At 62.7% G+C, this 17,498-nt stretch carries 16 protein-coding genes and 3 tRNA genes; 11 read left to right on the top strand and 8 right to left on the bottom strand.

Features of this window, described 5'->3' with window-relative positions; translation table 11 throughout:
* The first annotated feature begins 111 nt into the window (after positions 1-111).
* Together O9X62_RS00325 and O9X62_RS00320 are read left to right on the top strand one after the other, a co-directional pair.
* Entirely contained in the window at positions 112-846 is a 735-nt protein-coding gene (locus tag O9X62_RS00325) for an AzlC family ABC transporter permease (RefSeq protein ID WP_269530781.1), read from the top strand.
* Positions 843-1,169 (top strand): AzlD domain-containing protein, encoded by a 327-nt coding sequence (locus tag O9X62_RS00320; RefSeq protein WP_269530780.1) that lies wholly within the window; start codon positions 843-845, stop codon positions 1,167-1,169. The genes O9X62_RS00325 and O9X62_RS00320 overlap by 4 nt, the downstream gene beginning before the upstream one ends.
* On the opposite strand, the gene O9X62_RS00315 is transcribed toward O9X62_RS00320, so the two are convergent.
* Positions 1,154-2,056: a hypothetical protein gene (locus O9X62_RS00315; protein ID WP_269530779.1), complete on the bottom strand. Its 903-nt coding sequence runs from the start codon at positions 2,054-2,056 to the stop codon at positions 1,154-1,156. The two genes, O9X62_RS00320 and O9X62_RS00315, sit on opposite strands and share 16 nt — an antisense overlap.
* A gap of 51 nt (positions 2,057-2,107) precedes the next feature.
* Positions 2,108-2,554 carry a thioesterase family protein gene (locus tag O9X62_RS00310; RefSeq protein WP_269530778.1) on the bottom strand — a complete coding sequence of 149 codons (447 nt, stop codon included), beginning with the start codon at positions 2,552-2,554 and terminating at the stop codon, positions 2,108-2,110.
* A 194-nt stretch (positions 2,555-2,748) separates the two neighbouring features.
* Between O9X62_RS00310 and O9X62_RS00305 the strand changes: the two genes are divergently transcribed.
* The 6 genes from O9X62_RS00305 to O9X62_RS00280 all read left to right on the top strand — a co-directional run bounded on the left by O9X62_RS00305 (position 2,749) and on the right by O9X62_RS00280 (position 6,998).
* Complete coding sequence (locus O9X62_RS00305) at positions 2,749-3,522, top strand: ABC transporter substrate-binding protein (RefSeq protein WP_269530777.1); 774 nt, start codon at positions 2,749-2,751, stop codon at positions 3,520-3,522.
* Entirely contained in the window at positions 3,509-5,419 is a 1,911-nt protein-coding gene (locus tag O9X62_RS00300; RefSeq protein ID WP_269530776.1) for a diguanylate cyclase, read from the top strand. The genes O9X62_RS00305 and O9X62_RS00300 overlap by 14 nt, the downstream gene beginning before the upstream one ends.
* A gap of 228 nt (positions 5,420-5,647) precedes the next feature.
* Positions 5,648-5,965 (top strand): PadR family transcriptional regulator, encoded by a 318-nt coding sequence (locus tag O9X62_RS00295; RefSeq protein ID WP_269530775.1) that lies wholly within the window; start codon positions 5,648-5,650, stop codon positions 5,963-5,965.
* Positions 5,962-6,552, top strand: a complete 591-nt coding sequence (locus O9X62_RS00290) for a DUF1700 domain-containing protein (protein ID WP_269530774.1) — start codon at positions 5,962-5,964, stop codon at positions 6,550-6,552. Before O9X62_RS00295 ends, O9X62_RS00290 begins: the two co-directional genes overlap by 4 nt.
* A gap of 11 nt (positions 6,553-6,563) precedes the next feature.
* Positions 6,564-6,773 carry a hypothetical protein gene (locus O9X62_RS00285; RefSeq protein WP_269530773.1) on the top strand — a complete coding sequence of 70 codons (210 nt, stop codon included), beginning with the start codon at positions 6,564-6,566 and terminating at the stop codon, positions 6,771-6,773.
* 15 nt (positions 6,774-6,788) lie between these two features.
* Positions 6,789-6,998, top strand: coding sequence for a hypothetical protein (locus O9X62_RS00280; RefSeq protein ID WP_269530772.1), 210 nt, complete (start codon positions 6,789-6,791; stop codon positions 6,996-6,998).
* On the opposite strand, the gene O9X62_RS00275 is transcribed toward O9X62_RS00280, so the two are convergent.
* Positions 6,977-8,041 (bottom strand): PA0069 family radical SAM protein, encoded by a 1,065-nt coding sequence (locus O9X62_RS00275; RefSeq protein WP_269530771.1) that lies wholly within the window; start codon positions 8,039-8,041, stop codon positions 6,977-6,979. The genes O9X62_RS00280 and O9X62_RS00275 overlap by 22 nt on opposite strands.
* Positions 8,042-8,126: 85 nt before the next feature.
* On the opposite strand from O9X62_RS00275, the gene O9X62_RS00270 reads away from it, so the two are divergent.
* On the top strand, positions 8,127-9,245 hold the full coding sequence (locus tag O9X62_RS00270; RefSeq protein WP_269530770.1) for a glycerate kinase: 1,119 nt from the start codon (positions 8,127-8,129) through the stop codon (positions 9,243-9,245).
* 99 nt (positions 9,246-9,344) lie between these two features.
* Here the strand turns inward: O9X62_RS00270 and O9X62_RS00265 are convergent, their stop codons facing one another.
* Together O9X62_RS00265 and O9X62_RS00260 are read right to left on the bottom strand one after the other, a co-directional pair.
* Positions 9,345-10,952, bottom strand: a complete 1,608-nt coding sequence (locus tag O9X62_RS00265; protein ID WP_269530769.1) for a glucan 1,4-alpha-maltotetraohydrolase domain-containing protein — start codon at positions 10,950-10,952, stop codon at positions 9,345-9,347.
* 310 nt (positions 10,953-11,262) lie between these two features.
* Positions 11,263-15,810, bottom strand: coding sequence for a two-component regulator propeller domain-containing protein (locus O9X62_RS00260; protein ID WP_269530768.1), 4,548 nt, complete (start codon positions 15,808-15,810; stop codon positions 11,263-11,265).
* 99 nt (positions 15,811-15,909) lie between these two features.
* Between O9X62_RS00260 and O9X62_RS00255 the strand changes: the two genes are divergently transcribed.
* Positions 15,910-16,341 (top strand): hypothetical protein, encoded by a 432-nt coding sequence (locus tag O9X62_RS00255; protein ID WP_269530767.1) that lies wholly within the window; start codon positions 15,910-15,912, stop codon positions 16,339-16,341.
* Positions 16,342-16,444: 103 nt separating this feature from the next.
* Positions 16,445-17,041: a 2OG-Fe(II) oxygenase gene (locus O9X62_RS00250; RefSeq protein WP_269530766.1), complete on the top strand. Its 597-nt coding sequence runs from the start codon at positions 16,445-16,447 to the stop codon at positions 17,039-17,041.
* A 73-nt stretch (positions 17,042-17,114) separates the two neighbouring features.
* Here the strand turns inward: O9X62_RS00250 and O9X62_RS00245 are convergent.
* The 3 genes from O9X62_RS00245 to O9X62_RS00235 all read right to left on the bottom strand — a co-directional run bounded on the left by O9X62_RS00245 (position 17,115) and on the right by O9X62_RS00235 (position 17,473).
* Positions 17,115-17,191 (bottom strand) — tRNA-Asp (locus O9X62_RS00245).
* A gap of 34 nt (positions 17,192-17,225) precedes the next feature.
* A tRNA-Val gene (locus O9X62_RS00240) sits at positions 17,226-17,300 on the bottom strand.
* A gap of 96 nt (positions 17,301-17,396) precedes the next feature.
* Positions 17,397-17,473, bottom strand: a tRNA-Asp gene (locus tag O9X62_RS00235).
* Positions 17,474-17,498: the final 25 nt, after the last annotated feature.

The raw sequence follows: 17,498 nt of genomic DNA, 5'->3' as shown, positions 1-17,498 counted from the left end.
CTTTGCAAGGCGTTGCGCATCTCGTCACCGGGGCTTGCTCCTGCCCCGTGCCAATGGGATGCTGGACATGCCCCCGCGGGATGGTCCAGGGGGGGCTTTCTGGATATCGGCATGGCACCCCATCCGTCTCATCATCCCTATCGCGAATGCTGGCATGGCGCACGCGACAGTTTGCCCATGCTGGTGGGCGCGGCGCCTTTCGGCCTGATCTTCGGCACGCTGGCTGGCCCGGCCGGCCTGTCGCCGCTGGCTACACTGACCATGTCTTTGTTCGTGTTTGCCGGCTCATCCCAGTTCATTGCCATGACCCTGGTCGGCGGGGGCGCCAGCATGGCAGTGATCATCATGACAACCTTTATCGTCAATCTGCGCCATGCCTTGTACTCGGCCTCATTGCTCCCGCATGTCCGCCAGCTAGGGCAGCGTTGGCGTTTGCCGCTGGCTTTCTGGCTCACCGATGAAACCTATGCCGTGGTCCAGCACCGGTATGGCGCAGCCGATGCCTCGCCTTACAAGCACTGGTACTACCTCGGTTCCTGCCTGGCCATGTACGTTAACTGGGCTGGCTGGACGCTGGCCGGCTTGCTGCTGGGTCATGCGATACCCGGCGTACAGGGGCTGGGGCTGGAATTTGCCATGGCAGCTACCTTTACCGGCATGGTGGTGCCCCTCTTGCGCCAACGTCCCATGCTGGCCGCCGCCCTGGCTGCGGGGCTGGTTGCCCTGTGGGCGCATTCACTGCCCTACAAACTGGGCCTGATGCTGGCTGCACTGGCCGGTGTGATCACGGGTTTGCTGGTAGAGCGTCTTTGCCTTGCCGCCCAGCCAAGGGAGACGGCGCCATGAGCCGGGATGAGTGGCTGCTGATTGCCGGCATGGCGGGGGTGACCTTTGCCATCCGCTACGCGTTTTATGCACTGGGCGACAAGGTGGCATTTCCGCCCTGGGTCCAGCGCGCCTTGCGCTACGTGCCTGTGGCCGTGCTGACCGCCATCACCGTGCCCATGGTGCTGTTGCCCGATGGCCAGCACTGGCAGCTCGACTGGCGCAATCCCTGGCTGATCGGTTGCCTCAGCAGTGGCCTGATCGTCTGGTACTTCCGCCATCTGCTTGCCGGTATCGGTGGCGGCATGGTGGTCTATTTTGCCTGGCGCTACTTGGTGTCTTGAGCACGTTTCGCCGGATCCGGCAGCGTGTCGTCCGGGTCGTGCACCTGTGGCGTGCGGCGCTGGCTCAGAAAGCGCTGGATGTCTGGCTGGCTGCGCTTCCATTCCTGTTCGGGTAGCCAGGCCTGGAACAGTGCCGGGTAGATGGGGCTGGCGGCCATGCGCTGCAGGGCGGCATCGATATCGCGTATGGTTTTGCGCCCCCATTCGTTGCGGGTGCAGAGTACGTAGGCAACGCTCATCTGCTGGGATTGACGCAGTGGCAGGCTTTCCAGTGCGGGGCTGATCGTGCCTTCCCGCTCCAGCCAGCGCAGCACCTGCGGCCGGCCCAGCGTGTAATCGATACGGCGGAGTTCGAGCATCCGTATCAGGTTCGTTTCATTGACTACCGATGGTTTGAACGGGCCCTGCTCATCGGTTTGTTCAAGCAGCGCGGCGATGTCGGGTGAATAAGCCACGCCTCGCTGGTAGGCACCTTGCAGGTCCTTGCGCGTCATCAGGGTTGCAAGATCCACTGGCAGCTCACCAAAGCGGGCGCGGTCGGCCCGGCGTATGACCAGCATGGGCCCCGGTGAGATGGCACTGGGTGTACTCACCGTCAGTGCATCACGTTCGGGCGTGCGGATGCCGCTGGCAAAGCAGACCGGCTTGCCGGCCTGCCACTCGGCGACCAGGCGGGGCAGGTTCATTTTCTGCCTGACATGCCGGTAGCCCGGCATGTGTTCGGCCAGTGCGTCCAGTAGCTGGTCGCCGATGCCGGTGCCCAGTAGTTCCGGCCGGCCCTCCTGGATATAGATCGGCGGCAGGTGGCTGACGGCCCAGGTGAGGGTGTTTTCAGCAGTGACGGCCGGGCTCAGGCTGAGCACCAGGCACGCAGACAGGACTTTCATGATGTGCTCCGGCGGCGTCTTTAGCAGTTATAGACGTCTCTCCGCAGGAACTCAGGACTTGCTCTCCAGCACGCTGAAATCATCGGTACGCGCCAGCTCCGCAAAGATCGATGCCAGCTCGGCCGGCGGCGGAATCAGTTTGCGCTCACGGAGGTCGAACCAGGCGCCATTGATCTCGTGGCGCGCAGCGAGCCGGCCATCCTGCTTGAACAGATCGTGGCGAATGGTAAAGCGGCTGCCATCGGCGTTGAGCGCGGCAACCCGCACTTCAATCTCCACGCGCTCGCTCATCTTCAGTTCTTTGTAGTACTCGGTCGATTCCTTGAAGATCACCGGCCCGAATGCCCGTTGCTGGAACTGATCGTAGGCAAAGCCATGGCTGCGTAGCCATTCAATCCGCGCGTGGGTGCAGAAGTCGGCATAGGCGCTGTGACGGACATGCTGGTTGGCATCGCAATCTGCCCAGCGGACTTCGATGGTGTGGCGAAAACTATCCATGCAGTGGCTCCTGGCATGAGCGGCAATTGGCAACGGCGCGTGCTGTGCCGGGCGATGGCCGCACGCCGAGTGGGTTAGGGCGGCATGAGCTGTCGGCCCTGCGGGTGACACAGGCAGACGACGCTGTCTTGATGGCCTATTCTGTATCATAAAATCCTGATTCTGGGCGAGATGGGGAAGTCATCGTGCGTGTCATGGCCAGGTTCTGCGTGCTGTGTTGTTGCGCGATCAGCGTTGTGTTGGCCGCACCGGTCATGCGGGTGGGTGCCAGTCATTTCCCGCCGTTTGCGCTAGACCCCGAGAAGCCAGGCATCACACCGGTGCCGGGGCTGGGGGTGGATGTCGACTTCCTTGTTGCCGTGCTCGCACAGGCCGGGATCAAGGCGGATGTCAGGTTCAAGCCTCATGCGCGGCAAAAGCGTGAGTTGCTGCATGGTGCGCTGGATGTCGGCGGCAGCTACTTCTTCATGCCCGACTACCCCGAGGCGCGACAGATACTCTACGACCAAGGCGGCGCGACCCGACTTTACCGGCGCATGCAGGCTAGCCCGCCACCCCAAACGCTGGCGGAGCTGGCCGGTCTGCGTCTTGGTGTGGTGCGGGGGGACCGCTACGGCGATCTGCTTACGGATGCGCTGGCCGAGGGCCGTCTGCTGACAGATCTGGCCGTGGACGACGCCGAGAACATCCGCAAGCTCTTGGCCGGCCGGGTCGATCTCATCGCCATCAACGAGGTAGTCGGCCAGTTCATCGTGCCGGAGCTGGACCCGCGGGGCATGCTGGAACGTATCCCCTGGCGACTGGATTACGGCAAGGATCCCCGCCGCGCGGGGGCGTATATCGTTTTCTCGCCCAAGGTGCCGCTCGACCAGATCCGCCGTGTGCGTGCGGCAACCGCGACCTTGCTCAAGGCAGGTCGGCTCGATGCGATCAAACAATCATACGGAGTCGGCCATGCTGACCCTTGATGGCGCCGCTTGGGCATGGCAGCGCATGGCCGCGAGCATGATGCGAGGCACCCTGTGCGCGCTGCTCTGGGTGCCGGCGCAGGCGGGTGAGACAGCCCGGAGCTGGTGGCCGCGCCTGCAGTTCCAGCCCACTTTGGCGATCGAGTCGGCCGTCAAGGCATTACGTGCCTTGCCCCCCAAAGACCCGCAACGGGCCGAATGGCTGGCGGTGCAGGCAGAAGCCCATTGTTTGCTATCCCAGCCCCCTTTGGCGTTGCGCGCCGCACAGGAGGGTTTGGCACTGGCCACCCCGGGCTCGGCTGCAGCGCATCGTCTGGATCTGGCGCAGGTGTGCGGGATTACTGAATCCCAGGAAAGCCGTTCCTTGCCGGTGCTGCAACGCATGGAGCAGACCCTGCCCAAGGGTGATGAGAATACACACAGGCTGGTCGATATCCTGGCTGCACGTGCCGATGTCCTGATCACCCTGGGCCGATATCGAGACGCACTGGAGCAGTTGTTCCGTGCCTATCCGCTTACACGCAACGTGGACGATGGCTCAATCCGGGTGCAGCAGGCCGATCTGGATCTGTCGCTGGCCTACACCTATCAACTGCTGCACCAGCCTGATGAGTCGCAGGCCTATCTCGACAAGGCGCTCAAGGCCATGGCGCGGCAGGCGCCGAGTGTGCGCCGCAGCATCGGCGAGTTCCGCAAGGCATCCGGTTTGCGTCAGGCGGGTCGCCATCCCGAGGCCAAGTCGTGGTTCGAGCGCTCGCATGCCACGGCCAAGGCGATCGGCGACGCGCAAGGCATGGCCTATGCCCGCTATGGCCAGGGTAACCTGGCGCTGGCACTCAAGGACTATCCGGATGCCGAACGCTACTTCACCGAGGCGCGGCCCTTCTTTGAACACGGCAGTGATCCCTTGACCTGGTCCTACCTGAATCTGGGCCTGGCCAGAGTGGCACATGCGGGCAAGGACTTGCGTCAGGCGATGGCGCTGGCCGATCTGGTCGTGGATCTGGCCATCCAGCACAAGAATGATGTGCTGTTGCGCGAGATATACGAATTCCGCAGTTATCTCTGGCTCGATCTCAAACAGCCGGCAAAGGCCTATGACGACCTTGCCGAGTCTTACGATGCCTATGACCGCAATGTGGAGGCACAAAGTGCCCGCGTGGTGGCAGAAATGCAGACCCGCTTCGAGGTTGAACAGGCGCGCCAGCAGAATCTTTTGCTGGCAAGGGAAGGCGCTCTTAAGGACGCCAAGCTGGCAGAACAAGCCAGCCGCCACCGCTTTTATCTGGCCGCCGGAGCCTGTCTGGTACTGGTGCTGACCATGGTCAGCGTGGGATGGTGGCGCCGCCGCCGCTACGCCAATCTGATGGAAAAGCTGGCCAATCACGATGCGCTGACCGGCCTCTACAACCGCCGCGCCCTGCAGCAGATGCTGGAGGATGAGCGGGTGCGCAGCCAGCGTTACCACCTGCCCATGGCGGTGGCCATTCTGGATATCGACCACTTCAAGCAGGTCAACGACCAGTGGGGGCATGATGTCGGTGATGCCGTCCTCCAGGCATTCGCCTCGCTGGCGCGGCAGGCTGTAAGGGTCGAGGACAGGCTGGGGCGCTGGGGCGGCGAAGAGTTTGTCCTGTTGATGCCGCATACCTCACTGGAAGATGCACAGCATGTGCTGGCCCGGCTGCAGGCTCAGCAGCGCGCGGCGGTTCGTCCTCCGGGGGCGCCCGCCGGGCCGGCGCCGACGTTCAGTGCGGGCCTGACGGTGCTCGATGAGACCGATGCCAATGTGGAATCCATGCTGCACCGCGCCGATCAGGCCCTGTATGCCGCCAAACGCTCAGGCCGTGATCACTATGAAGTCCTGCAGGCGGGCGACACGCTTAATCCGGCCTAGGTCCGCCCACCCCTCGCGTCCGGACCCATCGGTTTGACGCGCCATATCCTGATTTCTTGATTCCTCAGCCCTTGGCTTTTGCCCACAAGTAGCCGGCAAGGCACTACCTTGCAATGCCTCTGTACAAACTTGTGCAAGGTACCTTGCATAAAAAGGTACCTTGCAGTACATTTGCGTCAGACATGCTCGCATCAGCCCATCCGCTTACGGATGTATGGAGGCAAACCGATGAAAACGCAGCTGAAGAAAGGTGTACTGGAAATGTGCGTGCTGGCCTTGCTTGCACGCCACGACAGTTACGCCTATGAAATTGTGTCGACCCTCGCCGATGGCGTGGACATGAGCGAAGGCACCATCTACCCGCTGATGCGCCGGCTGCAGAACGATGGTCTGGTGAGTACCTATCTGGTGGAATCTGATGCCGGGCCACCGCGCAAGTACTACCGTCTGGAAGCCAAGGGCACCGATGCACTCGCCGAGATGAAGGTCGAGTGGTCGGGATTCCTGGAAGAGGTGAACAAGATACTCGAAGGGGCCGCAGCATGAACCGCGAACAGTTTCTCAATACGCTCAAGCATGAGCTGCGCGTCATGGATGCCCAGGAGTGCAAGGAGATCCTGGCCGATTACGAGGAATACTTCCGCGACGCACTGGCCGCAGGCCGTACCGAGGAAGATGTTGCCCGTTCGCTGGGCGCACCGCGGCAACTGGCCCGTGAACTGCGTGCCGAAGCCCGCATCAAGGACTGGGAAGAGAGCCGTTCGCCCGGCAGTTTTGCGCGGATGTTTGTTGCCGTGGTGGGCTTGGGCCTCGTCAATCTGATGCTGTTGATCCCCTTGCTGCTGGTGGCCGGTTTGTTGCTGGGATTCTTTGCCGGCGGCTTGTCGATGGTGGTGGCGGGTGTCGGGCTCGTGGCGGCCAGCGTGCCGGGTTCCGGGCTGACCCAGTTCATTACTGTCGACCTCGGTGGCATCGAGCTGACCCAGCCGTTGAGCATGGGCCTCTCGGGGATCGGGGTGTTCTGCGTGGGCTTGGTGTGGGTGGCGATTGATGTGTGGCTGACCAAATGGCTGGCGATTGGTGTCGCCCGCTATGCCCGGCTCAACTACCGCGTGGTTCGCGGCGAATTCTGAGGAGGCTGACCATGTTCGGACTCTTCAGCCTTGCCGCCAAGCCAAGGCCGCTTACCCAAGCCGATAGTGGTGACCTGTCCCCGCCGATCCGCCCGACTCCCGTATCGGTCAAGGATCGCCAGGTAGCCGTACACTTTGCCGTGGCTGGCCAGGCGACCACACGCATTCGCGTCCGGCCTTTGCCGGATAAACGTGTCCCTCAGCCTGCACCCTCGCCGTGAGCGGATACCCAGTCCATGAAACCAAGCACTGATCTGGGTCTGGAACCGGCGCTGGTATTGGGGCTGGTAGCGCTGTTCGGCGTGGCCATGCTGGCGGAACTGGAACGGCATGGTGAGCCAGCACAGGCGCAGGACGCCGCCCAGCGCGAGGCGGTGGCGCAGGGGCACAATGCGGACACCACGCGGGCGCCACGACCGCGTCCTCAATCAAACAGCCCGAGCTGACCATCGCTACGCGGTGGCCGGAAATGCTGACTGCTGGGAGGCCGGCTACGCTTGGCCAGGCCGAGTCGTTGCGTGGCGAGTCTGAACCGTTGCCGCAGCAGCTCGGCGAATAGACCACTGCCCCGCATGCGCCCGCCGAACGCCGGATCATTCAACGCCCCCTCGCGTGATTGTCGCAACAGGCTCAGCACATGCTGGCGTCGATCCGGGTAGTGTTGCTGCAGCCAGTCATCGAACAGATCAGCTAACTCTCGCGGCAATCGCAACAGCACATAGCCTGCCGAGCAGGCACCTGCGTCGCGGCTATGTTGCAGGATGCGCTCCAGCTCATGATCGTTGAGCGCCGGGATGATGGGCGCCACCAGCACGCCTACCGGGATGCCGGCGCGAGCCAGGGCCGAGATGCTATCGAGGCGCCTTAGCGGCTGACTGGCGCGCGGCTCTAGGCGCCGCGCCAGATCCCGATCCAATGTGGTGACGCTGACCATCACGTGGACCAGTCCATCCCTGGCCAGATCCGCAAGCAGGTCGATATCCCGCTCGATCAGGGCGTTCTTGGTCAGGAGCTGAACAGGGTGACGTGTTTCAACCATGACTTCGAGCAAACGACGAGTCAGCGCCAGCCCGCGCTCGGCGGGCTGGTAGCAATCGGTATTGCTACCTATGCAGATGGGTGAGGGGCGATAGGTAGGTTTGGCCAGCTCCGTGCGCAATAGCGCTGCGGCGTTGGGCTTGGCGATGATCTGCGTTTCAAAATCCAGACCTGGCGAATAGCCCCAATAGGCGTGGCTGGGCCGCGCATAGCAATAAATGCAGCCATGCTCGCAACCTTGATAGGGATTGATCGATTGGCTGAAGGGCACATCGGGCGATTGGTTGTGGCTGATGATGGATTTGGCCGGGTGAAGTTGAATCACCGTGCGCGGTTTGTCGTCTTCCTGGCCGAACGTGGTCCAGCCGTCATCGACCGCTTCGCGCTGGTGCTGTGCAAAGCGGTTGTCGGGCAAGGCGCCCGTACCGCGGCCATGAACAGGTGCTGACATGCCACCATTCTAAATACAAACAGAGAACTTTCGTTCTCTTTGTTGATGAGCGGCAAGCTGGCCTGCCAAGCTTTACACTGAGCGCATGCGCGTTCTGATCTCACCGGATTCCTTCAAGGGCACCCTGAGTGCCAAAGCCGCCGCCGAGGCTATCGCCGCGGGTATCCGGCAGGCTTGCCCGGAGGCGCAGTGCGACTGTCTGCCCATGGCCGACGGTGGCGAAGGCACCCTGGCCGCGCTGGAATCGCTGCCGGGTGTGCACTGGCATACGGACGTGGTGCGGGGCATGGAAGGCGAGCCGGTCGGTGCGGCATGGCTCAGCTTGGCCGATGGTACTGCCGTGATCGAGTCGGCCGAGGTGGTGGGGTTGGGGTTGGTGGGGCAGAGCCCGCTGATGCAGCGCCACACCATGGGTTTGGGCCAGTTGCTGCGCGCCGCACTGGCGAGTGGCGCACCGCGCGTGATCGTGGGCCTGGGCGGTACTGGTACCAATGATGGTGGCGCGGGCCTGCTGGTGGCCTTGGGCGCGCGCCTGCTCGACCGCGCCGGTAAGCTGTTGTCACCGGCACCGGCCACGTTGCATCGGCTATATCGACTGGACCTGACGGGTCTCGATAGCCGGCTGGCCCGAATCCGATTGCTGGCCTTGGCGGATGTCAGCAATCCTCTCAGTGGCCCGCAGGGTGCCACCGCGGTATACGGCCCGCAGAAGGGGCTGATCGCCGAAGATGCCGCAGCCCTGGATCGCAGTGTGGCTTATCTGGGCACGCTGGGGGATGCATCGGCAGGCCGTGCCTTGAGGACGATGCCCGGTAGTGGCGCAGCCGGCGGTCTGGGTTGGGCCTTGCGCCTGCTGGGTGCGGAAATCCAGCCGGGTGCCGAGGTGCTCGCTGATCTGCTGGGCCTCGATGCCCTGCTGACGGGGGCGGACTATCTGATTACCGGCGAAGGCCGCAGCGATGCGCAAACCCTGCAAGGCAAGCTGCCTTGGCGCCTCGCACAGCATGCGGCTGCGTGCGGGGTGCCGGCCGTGTTGCTGTCAGGGGATATCGACACGGCGGCCAGGGGTGAACTGGCGCATCGATTCACTCATTTGCACGCACTGACTGATCGATACCCCAGCGAGAAAGCACAATCCAATGCGGCCAATTGCCTGCAAGACTGCGCCCGCGAATGGGCAATGACGATAAGCGGGCTGCAATGAAACCAGGGTTACATCCTGTGCAGCGGCGCATTGTGCGCCATGCGGATGCGCCAGCAACAACGGCCCCACAGGGGCCGTTGTCTTGCCGCTCAGGCGGGCTTAGAACTTGAAGCTGCCATCGTTGCGCGTCTGGCTGCTGCCATTGCTGGCACCGCTGGTGAACTCGCGGTTACCACTGGCGGTGGCCTGGTTGCTTTCCCAGATCACGGCACCCGTCGGCGGGTTGCGCTTGATGTACTTGTACTGGATGGCCGTGCTGCAAGGCAGTTTGGTGGTGCCGCTCCAGGTGGCATTGGCGCCCGTACCCTGAATCGTCAGCGGATAGGCGGAGCCGGTAACCCAGCCACCAATCGCGGCGTCATTGCCCACCACGTACAGGTTCTCGCCAAAGCTGGTGTTGGCATTGGCGATGCTGAAGCTGACATTGACCAGACAGGTATCGGCCGCGCCTTTCTTCCACACGCTGTAATTGCTGCCCGAGGTCACCACGGTCCAGCCTGCGCCGGGGCTCCAGCTATTGGGGCCGATCTTCATTGCCAGCTGGTATTGCGTGCCGGTGATGATGGCGGCGTACAGGCCGGTTTCGGCTTTCTGGATGCTGACGGCGGAGGTGGATGTAATGCCTGCTGCCTTGCGGGCATCGATCAGCGCCTTGATGTCGTTCTTCAGGCCCCAGTTGTACACATGCGGGTAGTAAACCGTGGGGATGCCGGGGTGGCTGAGGATGTAGGCATAACCCTGCATGACCTTGTCACACGGCACTGGCCAGTGACTCTGGCCATTGCCGCAGCTTTCTGACGGACCGGTATCGTGGTTGTCCACGAAGGTCACCATCTTCTGCGCCCACCAGCCGATGCCGCCTTGCGGCTTGCCATCGGCGGCTTTGAGGCGCCAGTACTCGTTGGCGCTCAGTGCCTGGTTCAGCAGACCCTTGGTGGTGAAGTCAAAGGCACCACAAGTACCGCCCGTGCCGTCCACAAAGCTCATCAGGCCTTGGCGATGGGCATCCACGTTGTTGAAGTTGAGATCAGTCCAGATTTCACCGACACAAAAGCTTGGCGCCATCGCATCGTGATAGACCTTGGCGTAGTTCGCGCCGTAGCCCTTGGAGTAGTCGAAGCGCAGGCCCTTGAAGCCGATGTTCTTGAGCCGGGTACCGATCCAGGTCTTGAGGTCGTTCTGGACAAAGGTCTGGCTGTGGTCCAGATCGCGGGCTGCTGCGTAACCGTCGCCTGAGTCGGCATTGCCGCAGCGACCCGTCCATTCGTCACCACTGACTACGGCGCGGCAATCCCAGGTCGGGTTGGTGAAGTCAGCCCAGTTGGCTGTGCCCACGCGGTGATTGATGACGATATCCGCCACCGGATGGATGCCTTGGGCATTGAAGGCCGACAGCGCAGCACTCAGGGCAGCTTCGTTGCCGTATTTGCTGTCGAGCTTGTTGAGCTGGCGGGGCAGGTAGCCTGCGTTATCGGCGGCATCGGAGGCGGGCGGCATCCAGATATGCGTCACGCCCAGGGTCTTCAGATCGCTGGCCTTGGCTTGCAGGTCGGCATACCAGCCAGTGGACAGGGCATTCGAGTTCCAATGGAAGCCCTGGAACAGGATGGCACTACTGGCTTTGTCCTGCTCGGTTGCGGCTTGCGCGGGCAAGCAGAGGGCCAGCACCCCGGTCAGCAGCCCGAGGCGAATGTGTTGCTTTTTCATGTGTCTCACTCCGTTTATCGATTTTGTAGCAACAAGATGGGCAACTACATAAAGTGATTGATTCGTAAGGCTTTTCTCCGGTTTTTGCGTGCGTTGAAATATAACTACGAATTATGTGTTGTCAATACTCGCTCATGCTGTTGTATCGCTACGGAAACACTCGCGAGCGATGACTTGGCGGGTAGTGCGGGATGACAGGCTGTGGCGCGCGACGCGGGCAGCAAAAGCGAGCGGCTACCGGTCGGCGCAGGGCAGAGTGGGACGGCACGGAAGAGGGCACGTGAGCACGCGCGCGTGGGTGGTGGTGCGCCTAGATTTCGCTGCTGATCGGGGTGGCGTTGTGCAGCCAGCCGGCCAGGGCGGCCAGCAGCGGCACCAGCAGGGACTGCAACTGGGTGCTCGCGGCCAACAGTTCGGCGGAAGCCGCTTGGCCAGGCGTCTGCCGGGCCTGCTCCAGCAGCTGCTCCAGCTCCCGGGCGGCTTCACCCAGTGCAAAGGCACCCATATTGCCGGCCAGCCCCTTGATGGTGTGCGCCAGGCGGTGGGCATCCTCAAACCGCCCGGCAGCGAGGTGCGCAGCCAATTGCTGAGGTGCCTCGGCATAACCCTCGTGAAAGCGCTGCAATAGCCGCCGGTAAAGGCGCTGGCTGCCACTGAGGGTGCGCAAACCGGCCTCGACATCGACATGGGGCAGATCGGGCAGCGGTGCGTCCGCGACCGGGCTGCTGGCCTGGGTCTGGCTGGTTGCACTGGGCGCCGCAGGTGGCGTTGGCTCGACGGCCGCCGTGGCGATCCAGCGATCCATCATGTCTTCCAGTTGCTGTGCCTGGATCGGTTTGGTGAGGTAGTCCTGCATGCCCTCGGCCAGGCAGCGGTCCCGTACCTCGGCGATGGCGTGAGCGGTAAGGGCGATGATGGGCAGGTTGGCCAGATGGGCGTGCTGACGAATGGCCCGTGCGGCGCTGTGGCCATCCATGATGGGCATTTCCAGATCCATCAGGATCATGGCGTAGTAACCCGGTTTGGCGGCCAGTGTCTTGGCCACAGCGGCCTGCCCGTTATCGGCCAGTTCAACGACTATCCCCATGGTGGCCAGCAGCTCGGAAACGATCTGCTGGTTGATGCTGTTGTCGTCGGCCAGCAGTACCCGCTTGCCGGCATGCTGCTGGCTGGGGCGCCAGGTGGCATCGCGTATCTTGCGCTGCGGTGCCGGAATCTGGTCGGCTGCGGGCAGGGCGAAAGCCAGGGTGAAGCCAAAGCGCGAGCCTCGGCCCAGCTCGCTATCGACGTCGATCTCGCCGCCCATCAGCGCGACCAGCCGGCGCGAAATGGAGAGGCCCAGCCCGGTGCCGCCGTACTTGCGGGTGGTGGAACCATCGGCCTGGGTGAATGGCTGGAACAGGACAGATTGCTGCGCGCGGCTCATGCCGATACCGCTGTCGCTGACCTCAAAGCGCAGGCGCACTGATTCGCCCTCGCGCTCCAGTAACTGGATACGCAGGTCGACCTCGCCACCGGGTTCGGTGAACTTGATCGCGTTGTTCACCAGATTGATCAGCACCTGGGTCAGGCGCAGCTGGTCGCCTTGCAGGGCATCGGGCACGTCATCAGCGCGGCTGATGCGGTAGTTGATGGCACGCTCATGAGCTTTTTGCTGAGTGACCGTCGTCAGGCTCGCCAGCACGTCGTCAAGCCGGAACGGGTTGATATCGAGTTCGAGCTTGTCGGCCTCGATCTTGGAGAAGTCGAGGATGTCATTGATGATGGCCAGCAGTGACTGTCCGGCGCGATGGATCTTGCTGATGTAATCGCGCTGCTGCAGGTTCAGAGGGGTTTGCAGGGCCAGATGAGCCAGGCCGATGACCGCATTCATGGGGGTGCGGATCTCGTGGCTCATATTGGCGAGGAACTCCGACTTGGCCCGCGTGGCGACTTCGGCCTTGTCCTTGGCTTCGATCAAGGCCTGCTCGGCCTCACGCCGCGCCGTGACGTCCTGCACCACCCAGACCAGACCCTGAGTGATATCGCTGTCGCTCACGCGCTTGGCCTGCGACACACACCAAAGCGTGCGCTTGTCGCGCGTCTGCAAAGCCACATCGCTGAAGGGGGTGCCGCTGGCGGGTTCCGGGCTGCGACCCAGGGTGGCGATGAAGTCTTCCTGATGCGAGAACAGACTGCACATGGGCCGACCGATCAGCTCATCCGGGTGATAACCCAGCATGTCGGCAAAGCGGGTATTGCAACGGGCGATCTGCTCATCGCGAACAAATGCGATCCCTGTCATTGCATGGGTCAGGATTGCCTCCTGTTCATGCAGCGCCAGGTTCAGCTCCGCTGTGCGCGTACTCACCCGGCGCTCCAGCAACTGGTTCTGCCGGTGCAGCGCATTGATGCGGGCGCGATAGATCAGGGTGCCCAGCACGATGATGGCCGAGAGCACGGTGAGCCGGAACCACCAGGTTGCCCAGTAGGGCGGTGTGATCGTAATTCCCAACTCGGTGGGCGTGGCTGACCACACACCATCCTGATTGGCAGCCTTGACCAGGAACCGGTACTGACCCGGATCCAGGTGGGTATACGTGGCAAACCGTTTGTCTGCGCCCGTGTAGTGCCAGTCCCTGTCGAATCCTTCCAGCTTGAACGCGTAGCGGTATCGCTTCGGGTCGGTGAATTTCAAGCCCACAAAGCTGATCGTGAAGACATCGCTGTCCCAGGGCAGGGTCAATTCGCGGGTGAACTCGATCGCCGTTTTTACTCCCAGCCTGCGTGCCAGGGCGGGTTCACGTATCGATTGATTGAACATCTGGAAGTCGGTGATGAGTACCGACGGCGCGGCGCGGTCATCCTGCAGCCCGGCCGGCCGGAATGCGCTCAAGCCCTTGCTGCCGCCAAAGAACAGGCGGCCATCGGGCGAGCGCCAGGTGGCATGGGCACCGTCGGCATAACCGCCCGGCAGTAATCCATCCCCCTGAAAGTAATGGCGGAACTGCCCGGTGGCGGGGTCCAGTCTCGCAATGCCGCTGGCCGTACCTACCCAGAGCGCGCCGTCGTCATCCTGCAGCATGGTGTTGGCGCCAACCCCTGCAGGGTCTTTGTCGTTCACGAAACCGCGAAACTGTACCTTGCCGCGGTGATCCACCGTGACCAGATCCACCCCTCTGTCGGTGGCCACCCACATGCCGTTATGCCGATCAGGCAGTAGATTGGTAACTCGCGGGCTGGCGAGTCCGTTCGGATTGTTCGTCGAGGCGATGGGCAAACGCAGAAAGCGGCCATCCTTCTGCAGCATGTTGACGCCACCTCCCCACGTGCCCACCCACAGCCTGCCCACCCGGTCCACCGAGGGTACGCCACCCACGGTTGCCGCGATGGAGTGGGGATCATCCGGATCGTGCAGGAAGCTCTTCACCGCGCCCGTGCGTGCCTCGATGCGATGCACGCCGTTGTTGCTGCTGACCCAGACATAACCCGCCGGGTCCCATGCCAGCGATTGCACCTGCTGTGCGGCATCATTGCCCGGCGCATAGACCACGCGCCGGGCCACGTTGCTACCCGGGCCGGCTTTGTGGATGCCCGACATGGTGCTCACCCACAGGTTGCGGTCCGCGTCTTCGACAATGCCGGTTACCCATGGGGAGATGGGTTTGCCCTCGGGGTCGCGCAGGGGAAACACGATGCTCTGGCCCGAGGCCACATCGAAGCGCTTGACCCCGCCGCCATACAGACCCAGCCACAACATGCCGGACTGGCTGGGCGCCAGCGTATAGACGGAATGGGTTTTGCCCTCGGTATCCCGAGCCGCATCGGTGTAACGTTCAAATCGGTTGCGCTGATGGTCGAGCCGGCTGACACCGGCACCATCATGCGCAAACCAGAGCCCGCCCTGCCGGTCCTCCAGCATGACGTTGGCGTGGTTGGCGGCCAAGGCGGCCGAGTCAGCGGGATCGTGCTGTACCGTGACGAAACGCGCCGCACCCGGCGGCAGGTAGCGGATACCGTCCCCGTTGCTGCTCGTCCAGATTTCACCGTTACGGCGTTCCAGCAAGGTGCGTATGGAGCCGCGGCTGAAGCCATCTGCCACACCCATGCGATACCAGCGCAGGCCACCACCGGCTTCGGACTGGCCGCGCAGCAAACCGCTGCGTGTACCTACCCATAACCTTCGCTGCCGGTCTTCGACCAGCGAAAGCACGAAGCTTGCCCCGGCGTCTTGCGCGGCGAGCTCGTCGAGCGGAATGCGCTGTACTGCCTGCTGACCTGCACGGTAGCGATACAGACCGTCTCCGGTGCCTATCCACAGGCCCTCATCGCGTGCCTCGGCAAGCACATGCCTGCCCGCGTTGGGCAGTTTGTCGGTCAGCAGGCGCGGTGGGGTGTCGGGCGAGGCGATGTGATACAGATGCTGGCCGGATGCGGCATAGACACCGCCGCTGCGTGACGCTCTCACCTGTCCTGGCACAAAGCCGGCATCGGGCAGCGCGTAGCGCATAGGTGTGCCCAGATTCGGCCGCACGGTGTACAGGCCATCATCGGTAATGATCCAGAGCGTGCCATCACGATCCGTTTCGAGCTGATGGGCGCGATCATTGGTCAGCCCTTGAGTGGGCGCAGTCTGTCGCCGGAATACGTCGAGCCGGTGCCCGTCGAAACGGTTGAGACCGACCTGTGTACCGATCCACACATAGCCTGCACCATCTTGCGCCAGTGCCCAGACGCTCTCATGGGACAGACCGGTCTCCAGATTGATGTGCTGAAACTGCCATTGCCCTGCTGGATACGCATGGAGGCCGGCCAGCATCAGCAGCAGATGCGGCAGGCGGACCAGGTTGTGCAACAGGCGGAAGAAAGCAATCAGCACGCAGATATCGCAGTCGGCAAATTCTTGACAGTCTAGCGCAACTGCCTAGTCTCAAAGGCGCGAGCTTCAATGTCGCACTTTCCCCTGAGGAGACGTCAAGTGGCAAAAACCGATACCAAGGCCGAACTGACCAAACTGCAATCCGTGCTGAGCAAGAACAACCGGCTGCGCCTGGAATTCCTGGGGCAGACATCGGCGCTGCTGCGCCAGCACGGCGTCGGAATTTCTGATGAGTTGTTGTCGAATCTGACCCTGGCCACCAAGGGAGAGGCCGGTGACGATAATGGACCGCCCAAACCACCCAAGGGTGCCAAGGCGCTGGGAGGTCCACCCAAACCCCCCGGCCTGACCACGCCCGTGGGCGGCCCGCCCAAGCCGCCACCCATGAAACCGGATGTGGGCGGCCCACCCAAACCGCCGCCCACGAAGCCGAATGTCGGCGGCCCACCCAAGCCCCCACCGGCCGCAGCGGCGGCCAAGCAGCCCAAAGCCAAGAAGCCAGCCGCCAAGCCCGCCAGCAAAAAGAAGTGATCCGTCGCGGGATGCCAGCCCGATGCCCGGCTTCGGGTTGGCGTGAGCGGCACAGTCTGCCGTGCCGAAGCGGCGCTGAGTCTGAAAGGAGTCGTATTGCCCGATGGTTGAACCTTACGCATCGACAGCGCAGCTGGCGCAGAGTGGCATCGTTTACGAGCGATTATTCAGCGAGGCCGAGTGTGAGCGCATTCGCAGTGCGCTGCTCACTGCGCGGGACTGGGCGCCGGCTCATGTGGTCAATGCCAGCGATACCGGCGAGGAAGCGATTGAACTGATGCCGGAGGTCCGCTTGGCGGAAGTCAGCGAGTTTGCCGGTGTACGCAAGGTCATGAATCGTTTCTGCCGGCGTATCGAGCAGAAGCTGGTTCCCGGCTTGGTGGCGGAATTCGGCAAATCCGATATCGAGCCGCAGGAGTTCTGCGCAATCCGTTACACCCAAGGTGGCCGCTATCTGCCGCATCGCGACAATGGCGGGTCACTGGACCATCGGGCGTTTTCGGTGGTCTGTTATCTCAATGAAGACTTCGTGGGTGGTGGCACCTGTTTCCCGGATATGGGATTCCAGATTGAGCCGCGCACCGGGATGGCGATTGCTTTCCCGTCCGAATATCTGCATGCGGCATTGCCGGTTGAGGCCGGTTGCAAGCAGGTGCTGGTGAGCTGGATCCGCGGCGGGCCCGCCATCGCGTGGATCTGACCACGGCGGGCTGCCCATCGGCAGGGAAGCAATGCAAAAAGCCCAGTCTTGCGACTGGGCTTTTGCTTGATGCTGGCGGAGTGGACGGGACTCGAACCCGCGACCCCCGGCGTGACAGGCCGGTATTCTAACCAACTGAACTACCACTCCATGGTGCGCTGTCTTGCGAGCAACACACCCAAACTGGTGGGCGATACTGGGATCGAACCAGTGACCCCTGCCGTGTGAAGGCAGTGCTCTACCCCTGAGCTAACCGCCCGAAATCTGGTTTCCCGATTCCGGAAAGGCGCGCATTCAATCATGCGCTGCCTTGTTGCGTCAAGCCGATACAGACTGGCTCAGCGCGAAAACTTGTTGGCGGAGTGGACGGGACTCGAACCCGCGACCCCCGGCGTGACAGGCCGGTATTCTAACCAACTGAACTACCACTCCAGAACTTTGCCGTAGCACGTGGCCA

The organism is Chitinimonas sp. BJYL2 (assembly GCF_027257935.1).
Classification (GTDB): Bacteria; Pseudomonadota; Gammaproteobacteria; order Burkholderiales; family Chitinimonadaceae; genus Chitinimonas.
This window is presented reverse-complemented; position numbering and strand designations above follow the sequence as displayed.

Bases quoted from the DNA above. Each gene is read 5' to 3' on its own strand.
- O9X62_RS00325 (WP_269530781.1), top strand. From the start codon at position 112: ATGGCACCCCATCCGTCTCATCATCCCTATCGCGAATGCTGGCATGGC.
- O9X62_RS00320 (WP_269530780.1), top strand. From the start codon at position 843: ATGAGCCGGGATGAGTGGCTGCTGATTGCCGGCATGGCGGGGGTGACC.
- O9X62_RS00315 (WP_269530779.1), bottom strand. From the start codon at position 2,056: ATGAAAGTCCTGTCTGCGTGCCTGGTGCTCAGCCTGAGCCCGGCCGTC.
- O9X62_RS00310 (WP_269530778.1), bottom strand. From the start codon at position 2,554: ATGGATAGTTTTCGCCACACCATCGAAGTCCGCTGGGCAGATTGCGAT.
- O9X62_RS00305 (WP_269530777.1), top strand. From the start codon at position 2,749: ATGGCCAGGTTCTGCGTGCTGTGTTGTTGCGCGATCAGCGTTGTGTTG.
- O9X62_RS00300 (WP_269530776.1), top strand. From the start codon at position 3,509: ATGCTGACCCTTGATGGCGCCGCTTGGGCATGGCAGCGCATGGCCGCG.
- O9X62_RS00295 (WP_269530775.1), top strand. From the start codon at position 5,648: ATGAAAACGCAGCTGAAGAAAGGTGTACTGGAAATGTGCGTGCTGGCC.
- O9X62_RS00290 (WP_269530774.1), top strand. From the start codon at position 5,962: ATGAACCGCGAACAGTTTCTCAATACGCTCAAGCATGAGCTGCGCGTC.
- O9X62_RS00285 (WP_269530773.1), top strand. From the start codon at position 6,564: ATGTTCGGACTCTTCAGCCTTGCCGCCAAGCCAAGGCCGCTTACCCAA.
- O9X62_RS00280 (WP_269530772.1), top strand. From the start codon at position 6,789: ATGAAACCAAGCACTGATCTGGGTCTGGAACCGGCGCTGGTATTGGGG.
- O9X62_RS00275 (WP_269530771.1), bottom strand. From the start codon at position 8,041: ATGTCAGCACCTGTTCATGGCCGCGGTACGGGCGCCTTGCCCGACAAC.
- O9X62_RS00270 (WP_269530770.1), top strand. From the start codon at position 8,127: ATGCGCGTTCTGATCTCACCGGATTCCTTCAAGGGCACCCTGAGTGCC.
- O9X62_RS00265 (WP_269530769.1), bottom strand. From the start codon at position 10,952: ATGAAAAAGCAACACATTCGCCTCGGGCTGCTGACCGGGGTGCTGGCC.
- O9X62_RS00250 (WP_269530766.1), top strand. From the start codon at position 16,445: ATGGTTGAACCTTACGCATCGACAGCGCAGCTGGCGCAGAGTGGCATC.